The sequence below is a fragment of the Enterobacter cloacae complex sp. HYC003_NIDB genome (genome assembly GCF_056673375.1).
Window position 1 is genome coordinate 1,709,147 of the sequence record NZ_CP114220.1, and the last position, 25,903, is coordinate 1,735,049.

21 protein-coding genes are annotated in these 25,903 nt (G+C 56.1%); 19 read left to right on the forward strand and 2 right to left on the reverse strand.

Going from position 1 to position 25,903, the window contains the following annotated elements; all coding sequences use genetic code 11:
• Positions 1–80 precede the first annotated feature (80 nt).
• On the forward strand, positions 81–953 hold the full coding sequence (alkA, locus tag O1722_RS08040) for a DNA-3-methyladenine glycosylase 2 (RefSeq protein WP_023295022.1): 873 nt from the start codon (positions 81–83) through the stop codon (positions 951–953).
• On the opposite strand, the gene O1722_RS08045 is transcribed toward alkA, so the two are convergent.
• Positions 918–4,247: a diguanylate cyclase gene (locus tag O1722_RS08045; RefSeq protein ID WP_032669512.1), complete on the reverse strand. Its 3,330-nt coding sequence runs from the start codon at positions 4,245–4,247 to the stop codon at positions 918–920. The genes alkA and O1722_RS08045 overlap by 36 nt on opposite strands.
• A 342-nt stretch (positions 4,248–4,589) precedes the next feature.
• Here O1722_RS08045 and udk point away from each other — a divergent pair, with 342 nt between their 5' ends.
• From udk to asmA, 3 genes are all read left to right on the forward strand, one after another.
• Positions 4,590–5,231 carry a uridine kinase gene (gene udk / locus O1722_RS08050; protein WP_000130320.1) on the forward strand — a complete coding sequence of 214 codons (642 nt, stop codon included), beginning with the start codon at positions 4,590–4,592 and terminating at the stop codon, positions 5,229–5,231.
• A 91-nt stretch (positions 5,232–5,322) separates the two neighbouring features.
• A complete protein-coding gene (gene dcd / locus O1722_RS08055) occupies positions 5,323–5,904 on the forward strand; it encodes a dCTP deaminase (RefSeq protein WP_017383269.1) in 582 nt (193 codons plus the stop codon).
• A 23-nt stretch (positions 5,905–5,927) separates the two neighbouring features.
• Positions 5,928–7,778: an outer membrane assembly protein AsmA gene (gene asmA, locus O1722_RS08060; RefSeq protein ID WP_033487319.1), complete on the forward strand. Its 1,851-nt coding sequence runs from the start codon at positions 5,928–5,930 to the stop codon at positions 7,776–7,778.
• Positions 7,779–7,868: 90 nt separating this feature from the next.
• On the opposite strand, the gene O1722_RS08065 is transcribed toward asmA, so the two are convergent.
• On the reverse strand, positions 7,869–9,452 hold the full coding sequence (locus tag O1722_RS08065) for a TerC family protein (protein WP_033487317.1): 1,584 nt from the start codon (positions 9,450–9,452) through the stop codon (positions 7,869–7,871).
• Between the two features lie 693 nt (positions 9,453–10,145).
• Here O1722_RS08065 and O1722_RS08070 point away from each other — a divergent pair.
• From O1722_RS08070 to cpsG, 15 genes are all read left to right on the forward strand, one after another.
• Positions 10,146–11,282: a polysaccharide export protein gene (locus tag O1722_RS08070; RefSeq protein ID WP_003862079.1), complete on the forward strand. Its 1,137-nt coding sequence runs from the start codon at positions 10,146–10,148 to the stop codon at positions 11,280–11,282.
• 6 nt (positions 11,283–11,288) lie between these two features.
• On the forward strand, positions 11,289–11,732 hold the full coding sequence (gene wzb, locus O1722_RS08075) for a low molecular weight protein-tyrosine-phosphatase Wzb (RefSeq protein WP_003862078.1): 444 nt from the start codon (positions 11,289–11,291) through the stop codon (positions 11,730–11,732).
• 2 nt (positions 11,733–11,734) lie between these two features.
• Positions 11,735–13,897, forward strand: coding sequence for a tyrosine-protein kinase Wzc (gene wzc / locus O1722_RS08080; protein ID WP_015572374.1), 2,163 nt, complete (start codon positions 11,735–11,737; stop codon positions 13,895–13,897).
• Positions 13,898–14,007: 110 nt separating this feature from the next.
• Complete coding sequence (wcaA, locus tag O1722_RS08085) at positions 14,008–14,850, forward strand: colanic acid biosynthesis glycosyltransferase WcaA (RefSeq protein WP_017693085.1); 843 nt, start codon at positions 14,008–14,010, stop codon at positions 14,848–14,850.
• Positions 14,850–15,341, forward strand: coding sequence for a colanic acid biosynthesis acetyltransferase WcaB (wcaB, locus tag O1722_RS08090; RefSeq protein WP_003863505.1), 492 nt, complete (start codon positions 14,850–14,852; stop codon positions 15,339–15,341). The genes wcaA and wcaB overlap by 1 nt, the downstream gene beginning before the upstream one ends.
• A complete protein-coding gene (gene wcaC / locus O1722_RS08095; protein ID WP_032669515.1) occupies positions 15,338–16,555 on the forward strand; it encodes a colanic acid biosynthesis glycosyltransferase WcaC in 1,218 nt (405 codons plus the stop codon). The genes wcaB and wcaC overlap by 4 nt, the downstream gene beginning before the upstream one ends.
• Positions 16,530–17,750: a colanic acid polymerase WcaD gene (wcaD, locus tag O1722_RS08100; protein WP_015572375.1), complete on the forward strand. Its 1,221-nt coding sequence runs from the start codon at positions 16,530–16,532 to the stop codon at positions 17,748–17,750. Before wcaC ends, wcaD begins: the two co-directional genes overlap by 26 nt.
• Positions 17,751–17,766: 16 nt before the next feature.
• A complete protein-coding gene (wcaE, locus tag O1722_RS08105; protein ID WP_003863510.1) occupies positions 17,767–18,513 on the forward strand; it encodes a colanic acid biosynthesis glycosyltransferase WcaE in 747 nt (248 codons plus the stop codon).
• Between the two features lie 16 nt (positions 18,514–18,529).
• A complete protein-coding gene (gene wcaF, locus O1722_RS08110; protein WP_015572376.1) occupies positions 18,530–19,084 on the forward strand; it encodes a colanic acid biosynthesis acetyltransferase WcaF in 555 nt (184 codons plus the stop codon).
• A 21-nt stretch (positions 19,085–19,105) separates the two neighbouring features.
• On the forward strand, positions 19,106–20,227 hold the full coding sequence (gmd, locus tag O1722_RS08115; protein WP_003863514.1) for a GDP-mannose 4,6-dehydratase: 1,122 nt from the start codon (positions 19,106–19,108) through the stop codon (positions 20,225–20,227).
• Between the two features lie 2 nt (positions 20,228–20,229).
• Positions 20,230–21,195 (forward strand): GDP-L-fucose synthase, encoded by a 966-nt coding sequence (fcl, locus tag O1722_RS08120; protein WP_032671736.1) that lies wholly within the window; start codon positions 20,230–20,232, stop codon positions 21,193–21,195.
• Between the two features lie 2 nt (positions 21,196–21,197).
• A complete protein-coding gene (locus O1722_RS08125) occupies positions 21,198–21,677 on the forward strand; it encodes a GDP-mannose mannosyl hydrolase (RefSeq protein ID WP_065186924.1) in 480 nt (159 codons plus the stop codon).
• Positions 21,674–22,897, forward strand: coding sequence for a colanic acid biosynthesis fucosyltransferase WcaI (gene wcaI, locus O1722_RS08130; RefSeq protein WP_022651482.1), 1,224 nt, complete (start codon positions 21,674–21,676; stop codon positions 22,895–22,897). The genes O1722_RS08125 and wcaI overlap by 4 nt, the downstream gene beginning before the upstream one ends.
• Positions 22,898–22,900: 3 nt before the next feature.
• Entirely contained in the window at positions 22,901–24,337 is a 1,437-nt protein-coding gene (gene cpsB, locus O1722_RS08135; RefSeq protein WP_017693088.1) for a mannose-1-phosphate guanyltransferase, read from the forward strand.
• Between the two features lie 109 nt (positions 24,338–24,446).
• Entirely contained in the window at positions 24,447–25,817 is a 1,371-nt protein-coding gene (cpsG, locus tag O1722_RS08140; protein ID WP_032671735.1) for a colanic acid biosynthesis phosphomannomutase CpsG, read from the forward strand.
• Positions 25,818–25,903 lie beyond the last annotated feature (86 nt).

A 25,903-nucleotide genomic window follows, 5' to 3' on the forward strand; every position in this document is an offset into this window, starting at 1 on the left:
CCAGGCGACAACAGGAATATGAAAGCAAGGCGCAAGGCGATCTTTCGGTTTATGCTGAGGTAAATACAAAAGGAGAGACGATGTACACCCTGAACTGGCAACCGCCCTACGACTGGTCGTGGATGTTTGGCTTTCTTGCCGCGCGTGCGGTCAGGGGGGTTGAGACCGTTACGGAGGATTACTACGAGCGCAGTTTTGGCTATGCCGGGCACCAGGGCGTTTTCCGGGTTACGCCAGACAGCGCAACCCCTACGCTGGCGGTGTCGCTCAGCCCTGGCCTGATCCCGGTGGCGGATATCTGCCTCGACCGCATCTCCCGCCTGTTTGACCTCGATTGCGACCCGCTGCACATTGCGCAGACTCTCGGCGAGCTCGGCGCGGCGCGGCCGGGCTTACGTTTGCCCGGCGCGATGGATGCATACGAGCAGGGCGTGCGCGCCATTCTCGGGCAACTGGTGAGCGTGGCGATGGCGGCAAAACTGGCGTCACGGGTGGTGGCGCTGTGCGGTGAACCCATTGAGGATGCGCCGGGCTATCTCTGCTTTCCTCCGCCAGAGGTGCTGGCCGCGGCAGATCCGCTGGCGTTGAAAGCCCTCGGGATGCCGCTCAGGCGTGCGGAGTCGTTGATTCATCTGGCGCAGTCGGCGGTGGACGGTGAATTCCCGCTGTTCCCGCCTGCGAACGTTGAGGCCGGGATGAAGGCGCTACAGCAGCGCCCCGGCATCGGGCGCTGGACCGCGAATTATCTGGCCCTGCGCGGCTGGCAGGCGAAGGATGTTTTCCTGCCGGATGACTATCTGATTAAACAGCGCTTTGCCGGTATGACGCCCGCGCAGATCCGTCGCTATGCCGAACGCTGGCAGCCGTGGCGCTCGTATGCGCTGTTACATATCTGGTACACCGACGGCTGGTCGCCGTCAGTTGATGGCGAAATAGCTGGTATTCAGCAGTAGATCAAGCGGCTGCGCTTCCCCGATGGTGTCGCCGTAAATAAAATCAACGCCGATGCCCGACAGCGTATCCATCATGATCGACTGATGGCATGGCCCGGCAATGGTTTTTATGCCCAGACGCTGGGCGTGGCCCTGAATGATTGTCACCATCATCTCATCCATCAGATTGCCGTGGACGTTGGTCACCATGTCTGTATCCAGCAGCAGATAATCGGCGGTGTTGGCGCTGAGCTGGCTGAAGACGTTCATATCGCGTCCGACCCGGGTCAGCACCACGCGACAGCCGGCCTGACGAAGCTTTTGCAGACCCTGCTGCACGTTTTCATCCGTATTGCTCAGCACATCAACGGCGATCGCCAGATGCAGCAGCCGCGCCGGCAGCGGACCTCTGGTGATCAGGTCGAGCAGCTCATCCACCAGCGTGACGCTGGCTAAACCCGCTTCTGAGAGCGGCAGCGCGACGCCCATTCCTTTGGCCGCCACCTGTGCGGCATAGGTACGGAAAAATTCGCTGAATATCCGTCGGTCCAGGGCGTGCAGCAGCTCCGGCTCCGCCAGCCCGGCGCGGAAGGCATGCTCTTCCAGCACTTCTCCCTGGCTGGTCCACAGCCGCAAGGAAATCAGCCAGAAGCTACTGCTCTCGGGAATGCGCGGCGAGGCGACGCTGCGGGCGATCATCAGCAGATGGTTATCTTTAATCATGTGCCACTGCTCATCCAGCGACATCATGCTGCGCGCGCTGTGGATCCGCTCCTGCTGGGGTTCGTAGACGGTGACCACGCCGCGCCCGCTGTTTTTCGAGGCGTAGCAGGCGATATCGGCCTGAGACATCACTTCCGCAGCCTGGTAATTGGTGTCGTCAATCAGCGTAATCCCCGCGCTGGCGCCAATGCGGTGCAGGCGTCCTTCCCAGGAAAAATGATAGTTGTTGATGGCGTCGATCAACCGGCCCGCAATATAGCGTGCGCTTTCGACGTTGCAGTCCGGCAGCAGCAGGCCAAACTCGTCGCCGCCCAGACGCGCCAGCACGTCGCTGGAGCGCAGCATGGTCAGCATCAGCGAAGAGAGTTCGCGCAGGAGAGCGTCGCCCGCCGCGTGGCCTGCCGTATCGTTCACCGCCTTAAAACGGTCAAGATCGATAAAGACCAGCGCGTGACGCTGATGGGTCTCCTGTACCGTCTGCAACAGGCGCTTAAGATGGTTTTCAAAGCTGACGCGGTTCGCCAGGTGGGTAAGGGCGTCATGGGAAGCGCTGTAGCTCAGCTGGCGCAGCATTTTGCGCGACTCGGTGACGTCCTGAATCACCAGCACCGAGCCGATGGTGTGTCCTTCCAGAGTGCTGAGGGGGGTTATGCTGTAATGAATGTCGAAACTGCCGCCATTGCGGCAGTTAAGCACCACATCCTGTTCGATATCGGTACGGGACATATCGCCGCTGTGGATGTTTTCCATTAACGGACCGTTCTCGCCGAAGGTAATGTGTAGCACCTTCAGAATGGGCTGACCCAGCGCTTCGCTTTGCGACCAGCCGCTCATCTTCTCGGCGACCGGGTTCATAAAGGTGATGTTCATGTCGATGTCGGTACACAGCACCGCTTCGCCGATAGAGTCGAGGGTGATATGCAGGCGCTCTTTTTCCTGGAACAGCGCCTCGTTCAGCTGCTTCACCTCGGTCATATCCATGTTGATCCCTAACAGCCGCTCCACTTCGCCCTGTTTGTTCAGCACCCGGTTCGCCAGCGAACGAATGTGGCGAATGCCATCCTTGACGCGAATGCGAAATTCCAGCTTGAAAGGTACCCTGGCCTGGAGTGACTCACGCAGGACCTGTTCGGCGTGCGTACGATCTTCAGGCACCATGGCCGCATGCCAGAGCTGCCAGGTGGGTTTAATGTGCGAGGGGATCTCGTACAGCTCAAACATCCGTTTATCCCAGCTGATTACGTCCGGCTCGAGATCCCACTCCCAAATCCCGATTCCGCCGGCTTCGTTAGCGAGAGTGATACGCTCCATCAGACGCTTATTCACCCACTCGGTCTGTTTCAGATCGTTGATGTCTTCAATCTGGGCAATAAAGTAGAGCGGGGTGCCGTCGGCATGGCGCACAACGGAGACGGCCAGCAGCGCCCACACCACCTCGCCGCTGCGGGTGTAGTAGCGTTTTTCGAGGGTGTAGGTGTTGATCTCGCCGTGAATCAGCTGTTGCAGCTGCTCCAGGTCGGTATTTAAATCTTCCGGCCAGGTTAACTGCTGGAACGTGAGCGACTGAAGCTCGGACTGGCTGTAACCGAGGAAATTGCACAGAGCCTTGTTGGCCTGGAGCCACTGGCCCTCAATGCCCACCAGCGCCATACCAATCGCGGAATACTCCATCGCATTGCGAAAACGTTCTTCGCTTTCCGTAATATGTTTACGCTCGGCCCGGAAGGCATACATCACCATCGTCATAATGTTGGCGGGGAGCAGCATCATCAGGAAGGGGAGCCACGGCGCGTTGAAGGTGACGATCATGGTGGAGGGCGTCATGGAGAGCGGATTTCGCGCCATCATCAGGGACACCATCATGATGGTGAATAAAAATATCAGGAACGCTTCCATACGCGGCAGACGGACCGCGCTCCACATCAGCAGAACGATAATGCAGGTGAATGGCCACGGCAGCCAGGTGATTGCCGTCCAGCTAAGAACCAGCGTGACGACCAGGGTCACCAGCGTTTCCAGCAGCAGTTTCGGGTTGCGGTGGCGCAGCAGGTAATGCGGCTTAAACAGCAGACCTAACGGCACCAGCGCCAGTGCGCCAATGGCTTCTGAAAGTACCCAGACAAGGAAATTACGCAGCGGCTCCGCGCTCGGCACCAGAAAATGAACCAGAACGCCCCCCACCAGCGGCGGCACCAGGGCACTGCCGAGGGCAAGCCGGACCCAGTCGTTGAGGTTTTGCAGCGGATTATACCAGGGGAGCAGCTTACGCAGTAACAGCGCGCCAACCGTGGCCTCAATGATATTGATCGCCGTGTAGGTGATATTGATCGATGCCCATGAGAAGAGCATCCACGAGGCAAAAATATTGCCAAAGGAGCAGGCGAGCGCAATGCCGGGCCACATTTTTCCCGCATGGCGGTAAAACGCCACCATCATAATTGAAGTCGGGAACCATAGTGGCGCCAGCAGCGTACCGAAGCGAGTCAGCTCGAGGGAAAATAAGGTGAAGATGAACGTGACCAGACCCAGACAGACAAGCCGCAGTAAAGGATGTGGGGTAGTAACCAAAACCCGCTGGTATTGTTTATTCATTACCGCTCTATCCAGGGACGCCATGTTGTCAGGAGCCAGGTCCGGACGCGTGAAATTAATAATTTGGTTTATGCTAGTACAAACATTTTACAATTCATATGCTGAGTGGTCAGATTTTGACTTCATAGACTTATAAAATAGTTACTCTGCGAAGAAGGGTGATGAAATGGCGAAAAACCGCGCGTAAAAATTTCGCTAAAGGCGTGAAACGGCGCTTTTCAGCCCGCCTCGCATAACCTGCGCATTCGACTGGTATCACGCCCCCGAAATCCCTATAATTGCCGCGTTTGACGCTCCGGCGTCGTCCTTCCTTACATCCAGGTTAATCAGGTCGCTAAATTTATGACTGATAAGTCTCATCAGTGCGTCATCATAGGCATCGCCGGCGCATCGGCTTCAGGTAAAAGTCTTATTGCCAGTACGCTTTATCGCGAACTGCGTGAACAAGTGGGTGATGAGCATATCGGTGTGATTCCCGAAGATAGCTATTACAAAGATCAATCCCATCTTTCGATGGAAGAGCGCGTAAAAACCAACTACGACCACCCCAGTGCGATGGATCACAGCCTGCTGTTCCAGCATCTGGAAGCGCTGAAGCGCGGCGAGGCGATTGAGCTGCCCGTCTACAGCTACGTGGAACATACCCGCACCCAGGAAACGATCCGTATCGAGCCCAAGAAGGTGATTATCCTTGAAGGGATTTTGCTGCTCACCGACGCCCGTTTGCGCGAATCTATGAACTTCTCGATTTTCGTCGACACTCCGCTGGATATCTGCCTGATGCGGCGTATTAAACGCGACGTTAACGAACGCGGCCGCTCCATGGACTCCGTGATGGCGCAATATCAGAAAACCGTTCGCCCGATGTTCCTGCAATTTATTGAGCCTTCGAAACAATACGCCGATATTATCGTGCCTCGCGGCGGTAAAAACCGTATTGCCATTGATATCTTAAAAGCGAAAATCAGTCAGTTTTTTGAATAAGCCGTGTGAATTGTGTACCGTTCAGAGATAACCTGGTTTTGCCCTGACGCCGTAAGGCTTCAGGGCGCGATGCACGAAAGGAGAAAGTGCCATGCGTCTTTGTGACCGCGATATAGAAGCCTGGCTGGATGAAGGCCGCCTGTCTATCACCCCGCGTCCGCCGGTTGAGCGTATTAACGGCGTGACCGTCGATGTGCGTCTGGGGAATAAATTCCGCACCTTCAGCGGCCACACGGCACCGTTTATCGACCTCAGCGGGCCGAAAGACGAAGTCAGTGCGGCGCTGGATCGCGTCATGAGCGACGAAATCGTCATCGAAGAAGGAGAGGCGTTTTATCTCCATCCTGGCGAACTGGCGCTGGCGGTGACCTTTGAATCGGTCACGCTGCCTGCGGACCTGGTCGGCTGGCTTGACGGACGCTCTTCCCTGGCGCGTCTGGGCCTGATGGTGCACGTCACCGCGCACCGTATCGATCCGGGCTGGTCTGGCCGTATCGTGCTGGAGTTCTTTAACGCCGGTAAATTGCCGCTGGCGCTTCGTCCGGGAATGATGATTGGTGCGTTGAGCTTTGAACCGCTGACCGGCCCGGCAGACCGTCCTTATAACCGCCGTCAGGACGCAAAATATCGCAACCAGCAGGGTGCGGTTGCCAGTCGTATCGATAAAGACTGATCTGTGAGTTCACTGAGGAAGCCATGAGAAGAGTTCTGACAACGCTGATGATTTTGCTGGTGGTGCTGGTGGCTGGCCTTTCAGCGTTGGTGCTGCTGGTTAACCCGAATGACTTCCGGGCCTACATGGTGCGGCAGGTGGAAGCGCGCAGCGGGTATGAACTCAAGCTGGACGGGCCGCTGCGCTGGCACGTCTGGCCTCAGCTCAGCATTCTCTCCGGACGTATGTCCCTCACCGCGCCGGGTGCCGCGCAGCCGCTGGTCACGGCGGATAACATGCGTCTTGATGTCGCGCTCATCCCGCTCTTATCCCATCAGCTCCAGGTTGAACAGGTGATGCTGAAAGGGGCGGTGATTCAGCTTACGCCGCAAACCGAAGCCGTTCGTCAGGCGGATGCTCCGGTCGCACCGCGTGAAAACACCTTACCTGACGTCCCGTCTGACACCGGCTGGTCGTTTGATATTGGTAATCTGAAAGTTGCTGACAGCATGCTGGTTTTCCAGCATGAAGATGACGAACAGATCACCGTACGCAATATCAACCTCAGGATGGAGCAGGATGCCAACCATCACGCCACCATGGAGTTCTCCGGGCGGATCAACCGCAATCAGCGCGATCTCAACCTGTCGATGAACGCGAACGTGAACGCCTCTGATTATCCGCACCAGCTGACGGCGGACGTTCAGCAGCTTAACTGGCAGCTGACCGGCGCGGATTTGCCCGCGAAGGGGATTGCCGGCCAGGGCACGATGCAGGCGGTGTGGCATGAAGAGCGCAAACAGCTCGAACTGAACGCGCTCAACCTCCAGGCCAACGACAGCGCCCTGAAGGGGCAGGCGAGCGTCACGCTTGATGAGAAACCTAAGTGGGTGCTGGATCTGCAATTCGACAAGCTGAACCTCGAGAACCTGCTTCCGCCCCAACCGGTGAACGCGACCGATGAGGGAGCCACGCAGGTGGGGCAAAGCCAGGTCATGCAGTCGCGTCCGGTGATCTCCTCAAATCTCGATCAGCCTGACTACAACGGCCTGCGCGGATTTACCGCCGACATTCTGCTGAAAGCGAACAGCGTGCGCTGGCGTGGGATTGATTTTACTGACGTCAGCAGCCAGATGTTCAACCACAACGGCCTGCTGGTCATCTCCGAGCTCAGCGGAAAAATGGGAGCAGGGAACCTCTCCCTGCCGGGCTCGCTGGATGTGCGCAAAGACGTTGCCAGCGCCGCGTTCCAGCCGCGTCTGGAAAACGTTGAGATTGGCACCATCCTGAAAGCCTTTAATTACCCGATTGCCCTCACGGGGCAGCTGTCGCTGGCAGGGGATTTCTCTGGTACGAAGATTGATGCGGACGCCTTCCGTCGTAGCTGGCAGGGGAAGGCGCACGTTGAGCTGAAAGATTCGCGCATGGAAGGGCTGAACTTCCAGCAGCTGGTGCAGCAGGCGGTAGAACGCAGCAGCAGCGTGAAAGCGAATGAAAACTACGACAGCGCAACCCGTCTGGACAGCTTTACCAGCGAGCTTGCCCTCGACAACGGTCAGCTCTCGCTGGACGACATGCAGGGGACTTCGTCACTGCTGGCGCTGACCGGAACCGGCGCGCTGGATCTGGTGAAAGAGACGGCAGACACCCGCTTCAACGTCCGCGTGAAGGCTGGCTGGGAAGGCGAAGGCCAGCTTGTGGAGTTCCTGAAAGAGACGCCGATACCGCTGCGCGTGTACGGAAAATGGCAGGAGTTGAATTACAGTTTGCAGGTCGATCAGATCCTGCGGAAGCACCTTCAGGATGAAGCGAAACGTCGGCTGAATGACTGGGCGGACCGCAATAAAGAGTCTCAGTCAGGTAAGGACGTGAAAAAGCTGCTCGATAAGCTGTGATGCCTGTTGTGCCGGGTGGCGGCTTTGCCTTACCCGGCCTACAAAAGCCAGACACCGTAGGCCGGGTAAGCGAAGCGCCACCCGGCTTTTTTACACCTCAAAATCCATCTCATCTTCACCGCGCAGCGGTATCAGCTGCACCTTCTGCACGCGATGGCTCTCTACCTGCAAGGTTTTGATCATGTAATCCCCCACCTGGACCTCTTCGCCCGGCTGCGGAATACGTTGCAGATATTCCATCAGCAAACCGGCGATGGTGTGGTATTCGCGCTTCTCATCCAGCGGAAGCGGAACGAACTGCACCAGATCTTCGAGCGGCATGTGGCCGTTGGCGGTCCAGCTGCCGTCGGCGTTTTTCTGAATATCGTGACGCGCATCGATCTCATCCACCTCATTAGGCAGATTACCAGCGATGGTTTCCATCACGTCGCTGAGCGTTACCAGCCCTTCCACAGAACCAAACTCATCAACGACAAACGCGAAGTGGGTACGCGCGTTGCGGAACTGCTCCAGCGCGGAGAGCAGCGGTAGCGCTTCCGGGAAGACCAGCGGCTGGCGCACCAGCGCCCGCAGGTTGAGCGGCTCGCCGTGGAGCTGCTGTTGCAGGAGGTCAATCACGTGTACCACGCCCAGCAGCTCTTCTTCCTCTTCACCGCCGGTCACGACCACGCGGGTGTGCTGGTTTTTATCCAGCAGGGCGCGGATCTGCTCTTCCGGCGCCGTCAGGTCAATATGCTCAATGTCATGGCGGGAGGTCATGATACTGCTCACCGAGCGCTGGTTGAGGTTAAGCACGCGCTCTATCATCCGGCGTTCCTGCGGGTTGAAGATCTGCCCGTCGCTGTGGTCGGCAAGCATCGCCGCGGATTCAGCATCCAGCTCGGCATCCTCTTTTTTGCCGCTCAGCAGGCGCATCACCGTATCTGCGGTGCGCTGTCGTAATGTCTGGTTCGCGGAGAGAAAACGGCGACGGTTGAAAATGGCCAGCTGGTTGAGAAACTCAATCAGCACCGAGAAACCAATGGCGGCGTACAAATACCCTTTCGGGATATGGAAGCCAAAACCATCCGCGACCAGGCTAAAGCCAATCATCAGCAGGAAGCTCAGACAGAGGATGACGATAGTCGGGTGGCTGTTCACGAAGCGCGTCAGGGCTTTACTGGCGAGCACCATCAGGGTGATGGCGATGATCACCGCGGCCATCATCACCGCCAGATGGTCAACCATCCCGACGGCCGTGATCACGGAGTCGAGAGAAAAGACGGCATCCAGCACCACTATCTGCGCGACCACTGGCCAGAATTTTGCACCGCGTCGCTGGGTGGGGTTTTCACTGTCTTTTCCTTCCAGCCGCTCATTAAGCTCAACCGTGGCTTTGAACAGCAGGAACAATCCGCCGAAAAGCATGATCAGGTCGCGGGCGCTAAAGCTCAGACCCTGCACGCTGAATAAGGGTTTGGTCAGCGTCACCAGCCAGGAGATTGAGGCCAGTAACAGCAGACGCATCACCATGGCGAACAGAAGACCCGTCACGCGGGCGCGGTCGCGTTGTGAAGGGGGTAATTTATCGGCAAGGATGGCGATAAACACCAGGTTATCAATGCCGAGCACTAATTCGATGACGACCAGCGTCACCAGCCCGGCCCAGATTGATGGATCGGCAATCCATTCCATAGTAAATGCAATACCTTCTGTTATATGACTAATGTCACACTTCGATCATGGATAAAGCCGACGGAAATTGCAATGCCGGGGTGAGATTTCTCTTAATGCTACACTCAGGTAAACCCCATTTGCCGGGCGGTGTAAATAAGTTAATTGCGAAGATTTAATTACATAAGACGATATTTAGGATATATCGCAATAAATGGTCTGGCGATCTATTTTGTCAATATAAAGAAAATCCGAAAACCTTAAAACTTTGCTCTTAATATTAATCTTAAAAACGAATATTAGGACGGTTGTCTCCTTGCCTGCTATTAGGTTAGCTGCAACAATTCTTCCAGCATCAAATGTTAAATCTCCTTGTTGCTATTTTTGTTTCGGTCTTTGGTGAAGGTTATACATTATCAATCGCCCCTGTGAGGCGTTTGATATATTTCGCAAAAGGCCTTATCCAAGAGGGTGTCTAACCATAACGCATTGTTTAGTCAGTGGATTGGTAACTGAAAGCCAAGGGCGGTAGCGTGCCTGAAAGCGTGTGAATCAGCCTCAATTATTCTGTCAATAGCCAATGGATGAATAAGCTTTTTTTAGGACTGATGCCAGTTATATTGCTAAATGATTAACTGCATTCTGATTGTCACCACGACCCGCGCTTATTTTAATTGCACAGGATAATTACTCTGCCAAAGTGATAAATAATCAATGATGAAATCCAAAATGAAATTGATGCCATTATTGGTGTCTGTGACCTTGATGAGTGGTTGCACGGTCTTTCCCGGCAGCAATATGTCGACAATGGGCAAGGATGTGATTAAACAGCAGGATGCTGATTTTGATCTCGACAAAATGGTGAATGTGTATCCATTAACCCCACGTCTGGTGGAACAATTACGCCCACGTCCAAATGTTGCTCAGCCAAATATGTCTCTGGACCAGGAAATTGCCTCTTACCAGTATCGCGTGGGTCCGGGTGACGTCATTAATGTGACCGTCTGGGATCACCCTGAACTGACCACGCCTGCGGGCCAGTACCGCAGCTCAAGTGACACCGGTAACTGGGTACAGTCCGATGGCACCATGTTCTATCCCTACATTGGCAAAGTGCACGTCGCGGGCAAAACGCTTGCTGAGATCCGTAGTGATATTACCGGCCGCCTGGCGCAGTACATTGCTGACCCGCAGGTGGACGTTAATATCGCCGCGTTCCGATCCCAGAAAGCCTATATCTCTGGCCAGGTCAATAAATCCGGCCAGCAGGCGATCACCAACGTCCCGCTCACCGTTCTCGATGCGATCAATGCCGCAGGCGGCTTAACCGACGGCGCTGACTGGCGCAACGTGGTGCTGACCCACAACGGCAAAGAGCAGCGCATTTCGCTTCAGGCGCTGATGCAAAACGGTGACCTGACCCAGAACCGCCTCCTTTATCCGGGCGATATTCTGTACGTGCCGCGCAACGACGATCTGAAAGTGTTCGTGATGGGTGAAGTGAAGAAACAGAGCACCCTCAAGATGGACTTCAGCGGTATGACCCTGACCGAAGCGCTGGGCAATGCGGAAGGCATCGATCTGACCGCCTCCAACGCCAGCGGTATCTTCGTGATCCGTCCTATCAAAGGCGAGAACGCGAAGGGCAAGATTGCCAACATCTACCAGCTGGATATGTCCGACGCGACGTCCCTGGTCATGGCAACGTCGTTCCGTCTCCAGCCGTACGATGTGGTCTATGTCACCACCGCGCCGGTTGCCCGCTGGAACCGTCTGATCAACCAGTTGCTGCCTACCATCAGTGGCGTTCGCTACATGACGGATACGGCGAGCGACGTTCATAACTGGTAAGCCGCGATGTTTAACAAAATTCTGGTGGTGTGCGTGGGGAACATTTGCCGTTCCCCCACGGCTGAAAGGCTGTTGAAAAATTACCAGCCTGCGTTAACGGTCGACTCCGCAGGGCTGGGCGCGCTGGTCGGAAAAGGTGCCGACGAACGTGCCGCAAGCGTTGCCCTTGAGCATAACCTCTCACTCGACGGGCACGTTGCCCGTCAGGTCTCTGGCCGGATGTGCCGGGAATATGACCTGATCCTCGCGATGGAAAAACGCCACATTCACGCGCTGTGCGATATCGCACCGGAGATGCGCGGCAAGGTGATGCTGTTTGGTCACTGGGATGGTGAGCGCGAAATTCCCGATCCGTATCGCAAGAGCCGCGAGGCCTTTGAGGCGGTATACACCTTACTAGACCAGTCTGCCCGTCAGTGGGCGCAGGCACTGAAAGCTCAGCAGGGATAACAATGACAGAAAAAACAAGACCTTCTGCCGCCCCGACGTCGGGCAGTGATGAAATCGATATCGGTCGCCTGGTCGGGACCGTTATTGAAGCGAAATGGTGGGTGCTGGGTATTACCGCCATCTTTGCCGTGGCGGCGATCGTTTATACGCTGTTCGCGACGCCTATTTACAGCGCCGACGCGCTGGTGCAGATCGAACAAAATACCGGAAACTCGCTGGTTCAGGATATCGGCTCGGCGCTGGCCAACAAGCCGCCAGCATCGGAAGCCGAAATTCAGCTGATCCAGTCGCGCCTGGTACTGGGCAAAACGGTTCACGATCTGGGGCTGGATATCGCGGTCACCAAAAACACCTTCCCGGTATTTGGCGCAGGCTGGGATCGCCTGATGGGGCGCAGTAACGATACGGTAAAAGTGACCGACTTCGTGATCCCAAAAGGGGCAGGGGACCAAACCTTTACCCTGACCGTGCTGGGACCAAAACAGTATCAACTGACCAGCGACGCGGGCTTCAGCGCACGCGGCGAGGTGGGGCAGATGCTGACCAAAGAGGGCGTCAGCATCAAGGTCAGCGCAATTCAGGCGCATGAGGGCGGGGAGTTTACGGTCACCAAATTCTCGACGCTCGGGATGATCAACAACCTGCAAAACAACCTGACCGTCACCGAAAACGGCAAGGACACCGGCGTCCTGAGCATGACCTTCACCGGTGAAGACAAGGATCAAATTCGCGACATCCTCAATAGCATCACCCGCAACTATCTGGAGCAGAACGTTGAGCGTAAGTCAGCGGAAGCTGCAAAAAGCCTGGCGTTTCTCAGTAAACAGCTGCCGGAGGTGCGCGCCCGTCTGGATGACGCTGAGAACAAGCTGAACGCGTACCGTCAGGACAAGGATTCCGTCGATCTGCCGCTGGAGGCGAAATCGGTTCTCGACTCCATGGTGAATATTGATGCGCAGCTGAACGAGCTGACCTTCAAAGAGGCGGAGATTTCCAAGCTCTATACCAAACGTCACCCGGCGTACCGCACGCTGCTGGAGAAACGTCGTACCCTGGAAGAAGAGAAGGCGAAGCTGAATGACCGCGTGACCGCGATGCCGAAGACGCAGCAGGAAATTGTACGCCTGACGCGTGATGTGGAATCCGGCCAGCAGGTTTACATGCAGCTGCTGAACAAACAGCAGGAGCTGAAAATCACCGAAGCCAGCACCGTCGGCGACGTGCGTATCGTTGACCCGGCGATTACCCAGCCGGGCGTGCTGAAGCCGAAGAAAGCGCTGATTATCCTCGGCAGCATTATTCTCGGCCTGATGCTTTCCATTGTCGGCGTGCTGCTGCGCTCGCTGTTCAACCGCGGTATCGAAAGCCCGCAGGTGCTGGAAGAGAACGGGATCAGCGTGTACGCCAGCATCCCGCTTTCAGAGTGGCAGAAGTCCCGTGACAGCGTCAAAACCGTTAAGGGCGTCAAGCGTTACAAACAGAGCCAGCTGCTGGCCGTGGGTAACCCGACTGACCTGGCGATTGAAGCGGTGCGCAGCCTGCGTACCAGCCTCCACTTCGCCATGATGCAGGCCAAAAACAACGTCCTGATGATGACCGGTGTCAGCCCGTCAATCGGTAAAACCTTCGTCTGCGCCAACCTGGCGGCGGTGGTGAGCCAGACCAACAAGCGCGTGCTGCTGATCGACTGCGATATGCGTAAGGGCTACACCCACGAGCTGCTGGGCACCAACAACGTTAACGGTCTGTCGGAAATCCTGCTCGGTAAAGGGGAAATCAGCGAGAGCGCCAAGCCGACGTCGATTCCGAAATTTGACCTGATCCCGCGTGGCCAGGTTCCGCCGAACCCGTCTGAACTGCTGATGAGCGAGCGCTTCACGCAGCTGATTGAGTGGGCGAGCAAAAACTATGACCTGGTGCTGATCGATACCCCACCAATTCTGGCGGTCACCGACGCCGCCGTGGTAGGGCGTCATGCGGGCACCACGCTGATGGTCGCACGCTATGCGGTGAACACCCTGAAGGAAGTGGAAACCAGCCTGAGCCGCTTTGAGCAGAACGGTATTGAGGTGAAGGGGGTCATTCTGAACTCCATCTTCCGCCGCGCGACCGGGTATCAGGATTACGGCTACTACGAGTACGAATACAAGTCTGACAGTAAATAACAATCCCCCTCATCCTAACCCTCTCCCCAGGGGGGAGAGAGGACTGCATGGTGCAGCTTTTCTCCCTCTCCCTCCGGGAGAGGGTCGGGGTGAGGGATAAGGGGAAGACCATGACCACACAACGCCCTTTGATTTCTATCTATATGCCGACATGGAATCGTCAGCAGCTGGCGATCCGCGCGATTAAATCGGTCCTGCGTCAGGATTACGATAACTGGGAACTGATTATCGTGGATGACTGTTCCTCCTCTTACGAACAACTGCAAAAGTTTGTTGAAGACCTGAACGACCCGCGCGTGATGTACACTCACAACGCCATCAACTCCGGGGCGTGTGCGGTGCGCAACCAGGCGATTATGCAGGCGAAAGGGCAGTATCTGACCGGTATCGACGACGATGACGAATGGACGCCAAACCGTCTGTCAATCTTCCTGTCGCACAAAGCGCAGCTGGTGACCCACGCGTTTCTGTATGCCAATGACTATGTTTGCCAGGGCGAGGTCTATTCGCAGCCGGCCAGCCTGCCGCTGTATCCGAAATCACCGTATTCCCGCCGCCTGTTCTACAAGCGCAACATTATCGGCAATCAGGTGTTTACCTGGGCATGGCGCTTTAAGGAGTGCCTGTTCGATACCGAGCTGAAGGCCGCGCAGGATTACGACATCTTCCTGCGGATGGTGGTGGAGTACGGCGAGCCGTGGAAGGTGGAAGAGGCCACGCAGATCCTGCACATCAATCACGGGGAGATGCAAATCACCTCGTCGCCGAAGAAATTCTCGGGCTACTTCCATTTTTACCGCAAGCACAAGGACAAGTTTGACCGTGCCAGCCGGAAGTATCAGCTCTTCACCCTGTATCAGATCCGTAATAAGCGCATGAACTGGCGCACGCTGCTGACGCTGCTGTCGGTACGTAACGGCAAGCGTCTGGCTGACGGGCTTCGGGGGAAATAATGTTTCTGGAAGATTGCCGCGCTAACAGCTGGAGCCTGCGCCCGTGCTGCATGGTTCTGGCCTACCGTATTGCGCACTTTTGCTCGGTGTGGCGCAAAAAAAATGTGCTGAACAATATCTGGGCCGCGCCGGTGCTGGTGCTGTACCGCATCATCACCGAATGCTTTTTTGGCTATGAAATTCAGGCCGCTGCCACCATTGGCCGCCGCTTTACCATTCATCACGGCTATGCGGTGGTCATCAACAAGTTCGTCGTCGCGGGTGATGATTTCACCATTCGCCACGGGGTGACAATCGGCAACCGCGGGCCAGACAGCCTGGCTTGCCCGGTGATTGGCAATAACGTCGAGTTGGGCGCCAACGTGGTGATGATCGGGGACATTACCGTGGGTAATAACGTGACGATTGGCGCAGGCAGCGTGGTGCTGGACAGCATTCCGGACAACGCGCTGGTGGTGGGCGAGAAAGCCCGCGTGAAGGTGATTAAATGAACATTCTGCAATTTAACGTACGCCTCGCAGAGGGCGGGGCGGCAGGCGTAGCGCTGGATCTGCACCAGCGCGCGCTGCAAAAAGGACTCCAGTCGCGCTTTGTTTACGGTTACGGTAAAGGCGGCAAGAAAAGCGTCAGCCATGATAACTATCCGCAGGTGCTGAAGCAGACGCCACGTCTGACCTCCATCGCCAATATTGCGCTGTTCCGCCTGTTTAACCGCGACCTGTTCGGCAACCTGAATAATCTCTACCGCACCGTCACCCGTACTCGCGGCCCGGTTGTGCTGCACTTCCACGTGCTGCACAGCTACTGGCTGAATCTGGAAGAGGTGGTGGCGTTTTGTGGCAAGGTGAAGGCGCACAAGCCGGATACCCGATTTGTCTGGACGCTGCACGACCACTGGAGCGTGACCGGACGTTGCGCCTTTACCGACGGCTGCGAAGGCTGGAAAGATAACTGCCAGAAATGCCCTACGCTCAGCAACTACCCGCCGGTGAAGGTCGATCGCGCGCATCAGCTGGTTGAGGGTAAGCGTCAGCTGTTCCGCGATATGCTCTCGCTCGGCTGCACCTTTATCTCCCCAAGCCAGCACGTGGCGGACGCTTTTAATAGCCTGTACGGAGCAGGGCGCTGCCAGATCATCAACAACGGTATTGATGTGGCAACGGAAGCGATCCTGGCCGAACTGATGCCCGTAGCCGTTACCCCCGGTAAGCCGAAAATTGCGGTCGTCGCCCATGACCTGCGCTACGACGGCAAAACCAACCAGCAGCTGGTGCGCGACATGATGGCGCTCGGCGACAAAATTGAGCTGCATACCTTTGGCAAATTCTCGCCGTTTGATGGCGCTAACGTGGTGAACCACGGGTTTGAAACCGACAAGCGCAAACTGATGAGCGCGCTGAACGGTATGGACGCGCTGGTGTTCAGCTCCCGCGTGGACAACTACCCGCTGATCCTGTGCGAAGCGCTCTCCATCGGCGTACCGGTGATTGCCACCCACAGCGACGCCGCGCGGGAAGTGCTGGAGAAATCCGGCGGTAAAACCTTCAGTGAAAATGAGGTGCTGCCGCTGGTGCAGTTGTCGAAGGCCGATATCGCGCAGGCTGTTTTTGGCACGGACCTGGAATCGTTCCGCAACCGTAGCCGCAAAGCGTACAGTGGACAACAGATGCTGGAGGAGTATGTCTCGTTCTATCAGAATCTGTAGTTATCTGCTGCTGCCGCTGATCTACCTGCTGGTCAACGTTAAGATTGCCCAGCTCGGTGAAAGCTTCCCGATCACTATCGTCACCTTCCTGCCGGTTCTGCTGTTGCTTTACGTTGACAAGCTTAACCTCAAAAAGCTGATGATTTCACTGGGCATCGGGTTTGGTCTGACGGCGTTTAACTACATCTTTGGTCAGTCGCTGGACGCCAGCAAATATGTCACCTCCACCATGCTGTTTGTTTATATCGTTATCATTATTGGCATGGTGTGGAGTATTCGCTTTAAAACTATTTCTCCGCACAATTATAGGAAAATCCTCAGGTTCTTTTATATTGTCGTCGGGCTGATTGTTGTGCTTGCGGCAATGGAGATGGCGCAAATTATTCTCACAGGCGGCAGTAGCCTGATGGAAATAATTTCGAAATATCTTATATACAGTAACAGCTATGTACTGAACTTCATTAAGTTTGGTGGCAAGCGTACAACCGCGCTCTATTTTGAACCGGCGTTTTTTGCTCTGGCATTAATCTCAATTTGGCTCAGCATCAAACAGTTCGGTATCAAAACCCCCAAGACCGATGCTATGATTCTTGCAGGAATCGTTCTGTCAGGGTCGTTCTCCGGGGTAATGACGTTTATTCTGTTTTACCTGCTGGAGTGGGCGTTCCAGTACCTGAACAAAGAGGCGATTAAGAAAAAACTGCCGCTGGCGATAATCTCTCTGACGGTATTTTTAGTGGGCGTAATATTTGCGTTTCCGTACATTTCTGAACGTCTGGGTGATTTGGGAACGGAAGGTTCGTCGTCCTATTATCGCATCATTGGTCCACTGGTGATGGTGGGTTATTCCTTAACCCATATTGATGGCGTAGTAAGATTCGGCTCACTTTACGAATATGTTGCATCATTCGGAATCTTTAACGGTGCGGATGTCGGTAAAACCATAGACAATGGTCTGTATCTGTTAATTATCTATTTTTCCTGGTTCGCCGTACTGTTGACACTGTGGTATCTGTTTAAAGTTTTCAAAATGATGATTAACGCGTTTGGTGATAACCAGAACTTTCGCGTGCAACTTTATCTGTTCACACCGGTGTCGTTGTTTTTTACCGGGTCAATATTTAGCCCGGAATATGCATTCTTAATTGTATGTCCGTTTATTTTGCGCAAAGCGCTGAATATTACGAGCGTATGACGAAATGAGGTGATTTATGTTTCTTAGCGTCATTACTGTCGCCTTTCGTAACTACGAAGGGGTGGTAAAAACCTGGCGCTCGCTGCGCAACCTGGCGCGCGATCCGAGCCTCACTTTTGAGTGGATCGTGGTCGATGGCGGCTCGAACGACGGCACGGCGGAGTTCCTGGAAAAACTCAACGGTGAGTTCAACTTACGTTACATCAGCGAGAAAGATAAAGGTATTTACGATGCCATGAATAAAGGCATCAACATGGCGCAGGGGCGTTACGCGATCTTCCTCAATTCCGGCGATGTGTTCCATGAAGATGTGGCGCTGTTTGCCCGTCAGCTGGCGCGCCAGAAAGAAGATGCCATGTTTATCGGTGATGCGCTGCTTGATTTCGGCGAGGGGAAAAAAGTGCTGCGCGGCGCGAAACCAGGCTGGTATATCTACCACAGCCTGCCGGCCAGCCATCAGGCTATTTTCTTCCCAATGAGCGGCCTGAAAAAACAGCCTTACGATTTGCGCTATAAAGTGTCATCAGATTATGCCCTGGCGGCCAGCCTGTACAAATCTGGCTACCCGTTCCGTCGAATTAAAGGACTGGTATCTGAATTTTCAATGGGTGGCGTGTCAACCTCGAATAATCTGGAACTGTGCCAGGATGCCAAAAACGTGCAGCGTAAAATATTACGCGTGCCGGGGTTCTGGGCGGAATTATCTTATTTCTTACGTCTGAAAACGACGGGTAAAGCGAAAGCCTTATATAACAAAGCCTGAGATATAAGGAAACGTAATGCAGGAATTAAATGGATTCTCCGTGCCGAAAGGTTTTCGGGGCGGGAGCGGTATTAAAGTTCAACTGTGGTGGGCTGTACAGGCAACGTTATTTGCCTGGTCGCCGCAAATACTGTACCGCTGGCGCGCATTTTTACTGCGTCTGTTTGGCGCAAAAATAGGAAAAAACGTAGTCATTCGACCTTCGGTGAAAATTACTTATCCGTGGAAATTAACGCTTGGGGATTACGCCTGGGTTGGGGATGACGCGGTGTTATATACCCTTGGCGAGATTACGATTGGCGCAAATTCGGTGGTTTCACAGAAGTGTTATTTGTGCACCGGCAGCCACGATTTTATGAGCCCGCATTTTGATATTACCGCTTCGCCTGTTGTGATCGGTGAAAAATGCTGGCTGGCAACAGACGTCTTTGTTGCACCCGGTGTTTCTGTTGGCGATGGCACGGTAGTCGGTGCCCGCAGCAGCGTTTTTAAATCGCTTCCGGCAAATAAAATTTGCCGTGGCAACCCCGCAGTGGTGATACGCGAACGCGTTGAAACTGAAAAACTTTGATAAGTACAGAGGAATATAAACATGTCTAAAGTCGCTCTCATCACCGGCGTTACCGGACAAGATGGTTCTTACCTGGCAGAATTGTTACTGGAAAAAGGGTATGAAGTTCACGGTATTAAGCGTCGTGCCTCTTCATTCAACACCGAGCGTGTCGATCACATTTACCAGGATCCGCATGCGGCAAACCCGAAATTCCATCTGCACTACGGCGACCTGACCGATACCTCCAACCTGACCCGCATCCTGCAAGAAGTACAGCCGGATGAAGTGTACAACCTGGGGGCAATGAGCCACGTTGCGGTTTCCTTCGAGTCCCCGGAGTACACCGCTGACGTGGATGCGATGGGTACGCTGCGTCTGCTGGAAGCGATTCGCTTCCTTGGTCTTGAGAAGAAAACCCGCTTCTACCAGGCATCTACCTCTGAGCTGTACGGTCTGGTGCAGGAAATTCCGCAGAAAGAGACCACGCCGTTCTACCCACGTTCTCCGTACGCTGTGGCGAAACTGTACGCTTACTGGATCACCGTGAACTACCGTGAATCCTACGGCATGTACGCCTGTAACGGCATTCTGTTCAACCACGAATCTCCGCGTCGCGGCGAAACCTTCGTGACCCGCAAAATCACCCGCGCGATCGCCAACATCGCTCAGGGCCTGGAGTCTTGCCTGCACCTCGGCAACATGGATTCCCTGCGTGACTGGGGCCATGCGAAAGACTACGTGAAAATGCAGTGGATGATGTTGCAGCAGGAACAGCCAGAAGACTTCGTGATCGCGACCGGCGTGCAGTACTCCGTGCGTCAGTTCGTTGAGATGGCTGCGGCACAGCTGGGCATCAAGCTGCGCTTCGAAGGCACCGGCGTGGAAGAGAAGGGTATCGTTGTTTCCGTGACCGGCCACGACGCACCGGGCGTGAAGCCAGGCGACGTGATTGTCCAGGTTGATCCGCGTTACTTCCGTCCTGCTGAAGTGGAAACCCTGCTGGGCGACCCAACCAAAGCGCACGAGAAGCTGGGCTGGAAACCAGAAACCACCCTGCAAGAAATGGTATCCGAGATGGTGGCCAAAGATCTTGAAGCAGCGAAAAAACACTCCCTGCTCAAGTCTCATGGCTACGAGGTTGCCATCGCGCTGGAGTCCTGAGAATGACAAAACAACGTATTTTTGTCGCCGGTCATCGCGGAATGGTGGGTTCCGCGATTGTTCGCCAGCTGGAACAGCGCGGCGACGTTGAGGTGATTGTTCGCACCCGCGACGAGCTGAACCTGCTTGATAGCCTTGCGGTGCAGGACTTCTTCGCCAGCGAACGTATCGACCAGGTGTATCTGGCGGCGGCGAAGGTGGGCGGCATTGTCGCTAACAACACCTACCCGGCGGATTTCATCTACGAGAACATGATGATTGAGAGCAACATCATTCACGCGGCGCATCTGCACAACGTGAATAAGCTGCTGTTCCTCGGCTCATCCTGTATCTACCCGAAAATGGCGAAGCAGCCGATCGCCGAGAGCGAACTGTTGCAGGGCACGCTTGAAGCCACCAACGAGCCGTATGCGATTGCCAAAATTGCCGGGATCAAGCTGTGTGAATCCTACAACCGTCAGTATAACCGCGACTATCGCTCGGTGATGCCGACCAACCTGTACGGACCGCACGACAACTTCCACCCGAGCAATTCGCACGTGATCCCGGCGCTGCTGCGTCGTTTCCACGAGGCGACTGCCGAAAACGCCCCGGACGTGGTGGTGTGGGGCAGCGGTACGCCAATGCGTGAGTTCCTGCACGTGGACGACATGGCGGCGGCCAGCATTCACGTCATGGAGCTGGATCGCGAGGTGTGGCAGGAAAACACCGAGCCGATGCTGTCGCACATTAACGTCGGGACCGGCGTGGACTGCACCATTCGCGAGCTGGCGCAGACCATCGCGCAGGTGGTGGGCTACAAAGGACGCGTGGTGTTTGACGCCACCAAACCGGACGGCACGCCGCGCAAGCTGCTGGACGTGACCCGTCTGCATCAGCTGGGCTGGTATCACGAGGTCTCACTGGAGCAGGGGCTGGCCAGCACCTACCAGTGGTTCCTGGAAAACCAGCACCGCTTCCGGGGGTAATGATGTTTTTAAGTCAGGAAGATTTTGCCACGGTAGTGCGTTCCACTCCGCTGATCTCAATTGATTTGATCGTGGAGAACGAACGCGGCGAGTTCTTGCTGGGGAAACGAACCAATCGTCCTGCACAGGGCTTCTGGTTCGTGCCCGGCGGGCGCGTGCAGAAGGATGAGACGCTTACCGATGCGTTTGAGCGTCTCACTCTGGCGGAACTGGGCCTGCAACTGCCGATGGCAGCGGGCCAGTTTTACGGGGTCTGGCAGCACTTCTATGACGATAACTTTTCAGGCACCGGGTTCACCACGCACTACATCGTGCTGGGGTTCCGCCTGAAGGTGAGTGAGGCAGACCTGCGTCTGCCTGATTCTCAGCATGACGATTACCGCTGGTTAACGCCAGAGGCGCTGCTGGCAAGCGACAACGTCCATGACAACAGTCGGGCGTACTTCCTTGCGGAACGTCAGGCCGAGGTGCCAGGTCTATGAAAATCCTCGTCTACGGAATTAACTACTCGCCGGAGCTTACCGGTATCGGGAAATACACCGGCGAGATGGTCGAGTGGATGGCGAGCCAGGGACATGACGTGCGGGTGATTACTGCCCCGCCGTATTACCCGGAGTGGAAGGTAGGCGAACGCTATTCCAGCTGGCGCTACCGCCGCGAAGAAGGCGCCGCGACCGTCTGGCGCTGCCCGCTCTACGTGCCGAAACAGCCCTCGACGCTGAAACGTTTAATTCATCTGGGCAGCTTTGCCCTGAGCAGTTTCTTCCCGCTGATGGCGCAGCGACGCTGGAAGCCGGATCGCATCATCGGCGTGGTGCCGACGCTGTTCTGCACGCCAGGCATGCGCCTGCTGGGCAAACTCTCCGGCGCGCGCACCCTGCTGCACATTCAGGATTATGAAGTGGACGCCATGCTCGGGCTGGGGATGGCCGGGAAAGGCAAGGGCGGCAAGGTGGCGAAGCTCGCCAGCGCCTTTGAGCGCAGCGGTCTGCACAACGTGGATTACGTCTCGACCATTTCGCGCTCAATGATGAACAAGGCGCAGGAGAAGGGCGTCCCGGCGGAAAAAGTGATCTTCTTTCCGAACTGGTCCGAAGTGGCGCGCTTCCGCGATGTGACAGACCAGGATGCGCAGGCGTTACGCGCGCAGCTCGGGTTGCCTGCTGAGCAAAAAATCATTCTTTACTCAGGCAACATCGGCGAAAAACAGGGGCTGGAGAGCGTGATTGACGCCGCGCTTCAGCTGAGCGAACACCCGTGGATGTTCGTGATAGTCGGGCAGGGCGGCGGTAAAGCGCGGCTGGAAAAAATGGCCAGCGAGCGCGGACTGACCAACATCCGCTTCTTCCCGCTTCAGTCTTATGACGCGCTGCCCGCGCTGCTGAAAATGGCGGATTGCCATCTGGTGGTGCAAAAACGCGGCGCGGCGGATGCGGTGCTGCCGTCCAAGCTGACAAACATTCTGGCAGTGGGCGGAAACGCGGTGATTACGGCAGAAGCCGCAACAGAATTAGGCCAGCTGTGCAACAGCTACCCGGGCATTGCCGTTTGCGTGGAGCCGGAATCGGTTCCTGCGCTGGTGACCGGAATTGAGCAGGCACTCGCCATGCCAAAAGAGAACACGGTGGCACGTGAATATGCCGAACGCACGCTCGAGAAAGAGAACGTGCTGAGCCAATTTATTGCAGATATACGGGGATAAATCATGAGTCAAACCACTTTGTATCCGGTCGTAATGGCGGGTGGATCCGGGAGCCGGTTGTGGCCACTGTCCCGCGTGCTTTATCCAAAACAATTTCTGTGCCTGAAAGGCGACCTCACCATGCTGCAAACGACGGTTAACCGTCTGCACGGCGTGGAGTGTGAAAGCCCGGTGGTGATCTGTAACGAACAGCACCGCTTTATCGTTGCCGAGCAGCTGCGCCAGCTGAACAAACTGACCGAAAATATCATTCTGGAGCCTGCCGGACGCAACACGGCGCCTGCCATTGCCCTTGCGGCGCTGGCGGCAAAACGCAGCAGCCCGGACTGCGACCCGCTGATGCTGGTGCTGGCGGCTGACCACGTCATCCAGCAGGAAGAGGCCTTCCGCGATGCGGTACGCGCCGCGATTCCTTACGCTGAGAACGGCAAGCTGGTGACCTTCGGCATCGTGCCGGATCTCCCGGAAACCGGCTATGGCTACATTCGCCGCGGCAGCGTTACGCCTGGTGAAGGCGACAGCGTGGCCTTTGACGTGGCGCAGTTTGTCGAAAAACCGAATCTGGAAACCGCGCAGGCGTACGTGGCCAGCGGGGAATACTACTGGAACAGCGGTATGTTCCTGTTCCGCGCCGGTCGCTACCTGGAAGAGCTGGAAAAATATCGCCCGGATATCTTGCGCGCCTGCGAAAAAGCGATGGCGGTGGTGGATCCGGATCTCGATTTTATCCGCGTGGACGAAGAAGCCTTCCTCGCCTGTCCGGAAGAGTCCATTGACTATGCGGTAATGGAACGTACGGCAGATGCGGTAGTGGTACCGATGGATGCGGGCTGGAGCGACGTCGGCTCCTGGTCGTCACTGTGGGAGATCAGCGCGCATACCCCGGAGGGTAACGTCCATCACGGGGATGTGATCAGCCACAAAACGGAAAACAGCTACGTCTACGCCGAATCTGGCCTCGTCACCACGGTAGGGGTGAAGGATCTGGTGGTCGTGCAGACCAAAGACGCGGTGCTGATTGCCGACCGTAATGCCGTGCAGGACGTTAAAAAAGTGGTGGAGCAGATCAAGGCCGATGGCCGCCACGAACACCATATTCACCGCGAAGTCTACCGCCCGTGGGGCAAATATGACTCCATCGACGCCGGCGAGCGTTACCAGGTGAAACGCATCACCGTGAAGCCGGGAGAAGGGCTATCGGTGCAGATGCACCATCACCGCGCCGAACACTGGGTGGTGGTGGCGGGGACCGCCAAAGTGACCATCGACGGTGAAGTGAAGCTGCTCGGTGAAAACGAGTCCATTTATATTCCGCTGGGCGCCACGCACTGTCTGGAAAACCCGGGGAAAATTCCGCTCGACTTAATTGAGGTGCGTTCCGGCTCCTATCTGGAAGAGGACGACATCATCCGCTTCCAGGATCGCTACGGGCGCGTGTAGCACTCCGCATCATGCCCGGTGGCGCTGCGCTTACCGGGCCTACGAATGACAAAAATAAATTTGGCCATTACATGGTCAGGGCCAACTGTTGCCTGAAAAAGGGGTCATCATGGAAAAATTAACCTGTTTTAAAGCCTACGATATTCGCGGCAAGCTGGGCGAAGAGCTGAACGAAGACATTGCGTGGCGCATCGGCCGCGCGTACGGCGAATACCTGAAACCAAAAACTATCGTGCTGGGCGGCGACGTGCGTCTGACAAGCGTTTCCCTGAAGCTGGCGCTGGCGAAAGGGCTACAGGACGCGGGCGTCGATGTGCTGGACATCGGCCTTTCCGGTACCGAAGAGATCTATTTTGCCACCTTTCACCTGGGCGTGGACGGCGGTATCGAAGTGACGGCCAGCCATAACCCGATGGACTACAACGGCATGAAGCTGGTGCGCAAGGGCGCGCGTCCTATCAGCGGCGACACCGGCCTGCGTGACGTGCAGCGTCTGGCCGAGGCCAACGACTTCCCGCCGGTGAATGAAGCCACACGCGGCAGCTATAAGCAGATTAACCTGCAAAAAGAGTACATCGACCACCTTCTGGGCTACATCAACGTGGCGAACCTCAAACCGCTGAAGCTGGTGATTAACTCCGGCAACGGCGCGGCAGGCCCGGTTGTCGATGCACTTGAAGCCCGCTTTAAGGCGCTGAACGTGCCGGTGACCTTCGTCAAAGTGCACAACACGCCTGACGGCAACTTCCCGAACGGTATTCCTAACCCGCTGCTGCCGGAGTGCCGCGACGACACCCGCAACGCGGTGATTGAGCACGGCGCCGATATGGGTATCGCCTTTGACGGCGATTTCGACCGCTGCTTCCTGTTCGACGAGAAAGGGCAGTTTATCGAAGGCTACTACATCGTTGGCCTGCTGGCGGAAGCGTTCCTCGAGAAAAACCCGGGGGCGAAAATCATTCACGATCCGCGTCTTTCCTGGAACACCGTCGACGTGGTGAAGGCCGCGGGCGGCGAGCCGGTGATGTCCAAAACCGGCCACGCGTTTATCAAAGAGCGTATGCGTGAGGAAGACGCCATCTACGGCGGCGAGATGAGCGCCCACCACTATTTCCGTGATTTTGCCTACTGCGACAGCGGGATGATCCCGTGGCTGCTGGTGACTGAGCTGCTGTGCCTGAAAGGGAAGAGCCTGGGCGAACTGGTGCGCGACCGCATGGCGGCGTTCCCGGCGAGCGGGGAGATCAACAGCAAACTGGCGCAGCCCGCTGAGGCCATTGCCCGCGTAGAGCACCACTTTGCCATTCATGCGCTGGAGATTGACCGTACCGACGGTATCAGCATGGCGTTCCCGCAGTGGCGCTTCAACCTGCGCTCCTCCAACACCGAGCCGGTGGTGCGCCTGAACGTGGAGTCCCGCGCCGATACCGCGCTGATGGAAGCCCGAACGAAGGACATTCTGGCGCTGTTGAATCAGTAAAAACTGCCCCTCACCCCAGCCCTCTCCCCAGAGGGGAGAGGGTGTTCAAGTTCCCTCTCCCCTTTGGGGTGAGGGGTAGGGTGAGG

Excerpts from the sequence above, each read along its gene's own strand:
- alkA (WP_023295022.1), top strand. The coding sequence starts at position 81 with ATGTACACCCTGAACTGGCAACCGCCCTACGACTGGTCGTGGATGTTT.
- O1722_RS08045 (WP_032669512.1), bottom strand. The coding sequence starts at position 4,247 with ATGAATAAACAATACCAGCGGGTTTTGGTTACTACCCCACATCCTTTA.
- udk (WP_000130320.1), top strand. The coding sequence starts at position 4,590 with ATGACTGATAAGTCTCATCAGTGCGTCATCATAGGCATCGCCGGCGCA.
- dcd (WP_017383269.1), top strand. The coding sequence starts at position 5,323 with ATGCGTCTTTGTGACCGCGATATAGAAGCCTGGCTGGATGAAGGCCGC.
- asmA (WP_033487319.1), top strand. The coding sequence starts at position 5,928 with ATGAGAAGAGTTCTGACAACGCTGATGATTTTGCTGGTGGTGCTGGTG.
- O1722_RS08065 (WP_033487317.1), bottom strand. The coding sequence starts at position 9,452 with ATGGAATGGATTGCCGATCCATCAATCTGGGCCGGGCTGGTGACGCTG.
- O1722_RS08070 (WP_003862079.1), top strand. The coding sequence starts at position 10,146 with ATGATGAAATCCAAAATGAAATTGATGCCATTATTGGTGTCTGTGACC.
- wzb (WP_003862078.1), top strand. The coding sequence starts at position 11,289 with ATGTTTAACAAAATTCTGGTGGTGTGCGTGGGGAACATTTGCCGTTCC.
- wzc (WP_015572374.1), top strand. The coding sequence starts at position 11,735 with ATGACAGAAAAAACAAGACCTTCTGCCGCCCCGACGTCGGGCAGTGAT.
- wcaA (WP_017693085.1), top strand. The coding sequence starts at position 14,008 with ATGACCACACAACGCCCTTTGATTTCTATCTATATGCCGACATGGAAT.
- wcaB (WP_003863505.1), top strand. The coding sequence starts at position 14,850 with ATGTTTCTGGAAGATTGCCGCGCTAACAGCTGGAGCCTGCGCCCGTGC.
- wcaC (WP_032669515.1), top strand. The coding sequence starts at position 15,338 with ATGAACATTCTGCAATTTAACGTACGCCTCGCAGAGGGCGGGGCGGCA.
- wcaD (WP_015572375.1), top strand. The coding sequence starts at position 16,530 with ATGTCTCGTTCTATCAGAATCTGTAGTTATCTGCTGCTGCCGCTGATC.
- wcaE (WP_003863510.1), top strand. The coding sequence starts at position 17,767 with ATGTTTCTTAGCGTCATTACTGTCGCCTTTCGTAACTACGAAGGGGTG.
- wcaF (WP_015572376.1), top strand. The coding sequence starts at position 18,530 with ATGCAGGAATTAAATGGATTCTCCGTGCCGAAAGGTTTTCGGGGCGGG.
- gmd (WP_003863514.1), top strand. The coding sequence starts at position 19,106 with ATGTCTAAAGTCGCTCTCATCACCGGCGTTACCGGACAAGATGGTTCT.
- fcl (WP_032671736.1), top strand. The coding sequence starts at position 20,230 with ATGACAAAACAACGTATTTTTGTCGCCGGTCATCGCGGAATGGTGGGT.
- O1722_RS08125 (WP_065186924.1), top strand. The coding sequence starts at position 21,198 with ATGTTTTTAAGTCAGGAAGATTTTGCCACGGTAGTGCGTTCCACTCCG.
- wcaI (WP_022651482.1), top strand. The coding sequence starts at position 21,674 with ATGAAAATCCTCGTCTACGGAATTAACTACTCGCCGGAGCTTACCGGT.
- cpsB (WP_017693088.1), top strand. The coding sequence starts at position 22,901 with ATGAGTCAAACCACTTTGTATCCGGTCGTAATGGCGGGTGGATCCGGG.
- cpsG (WP_032671735.1), top strand. The coding sequence starts at position 24,447 with ATGGAAAAATTAACCTGTTTTAAAGCCTACGATATTCGCGGCAAGCTG.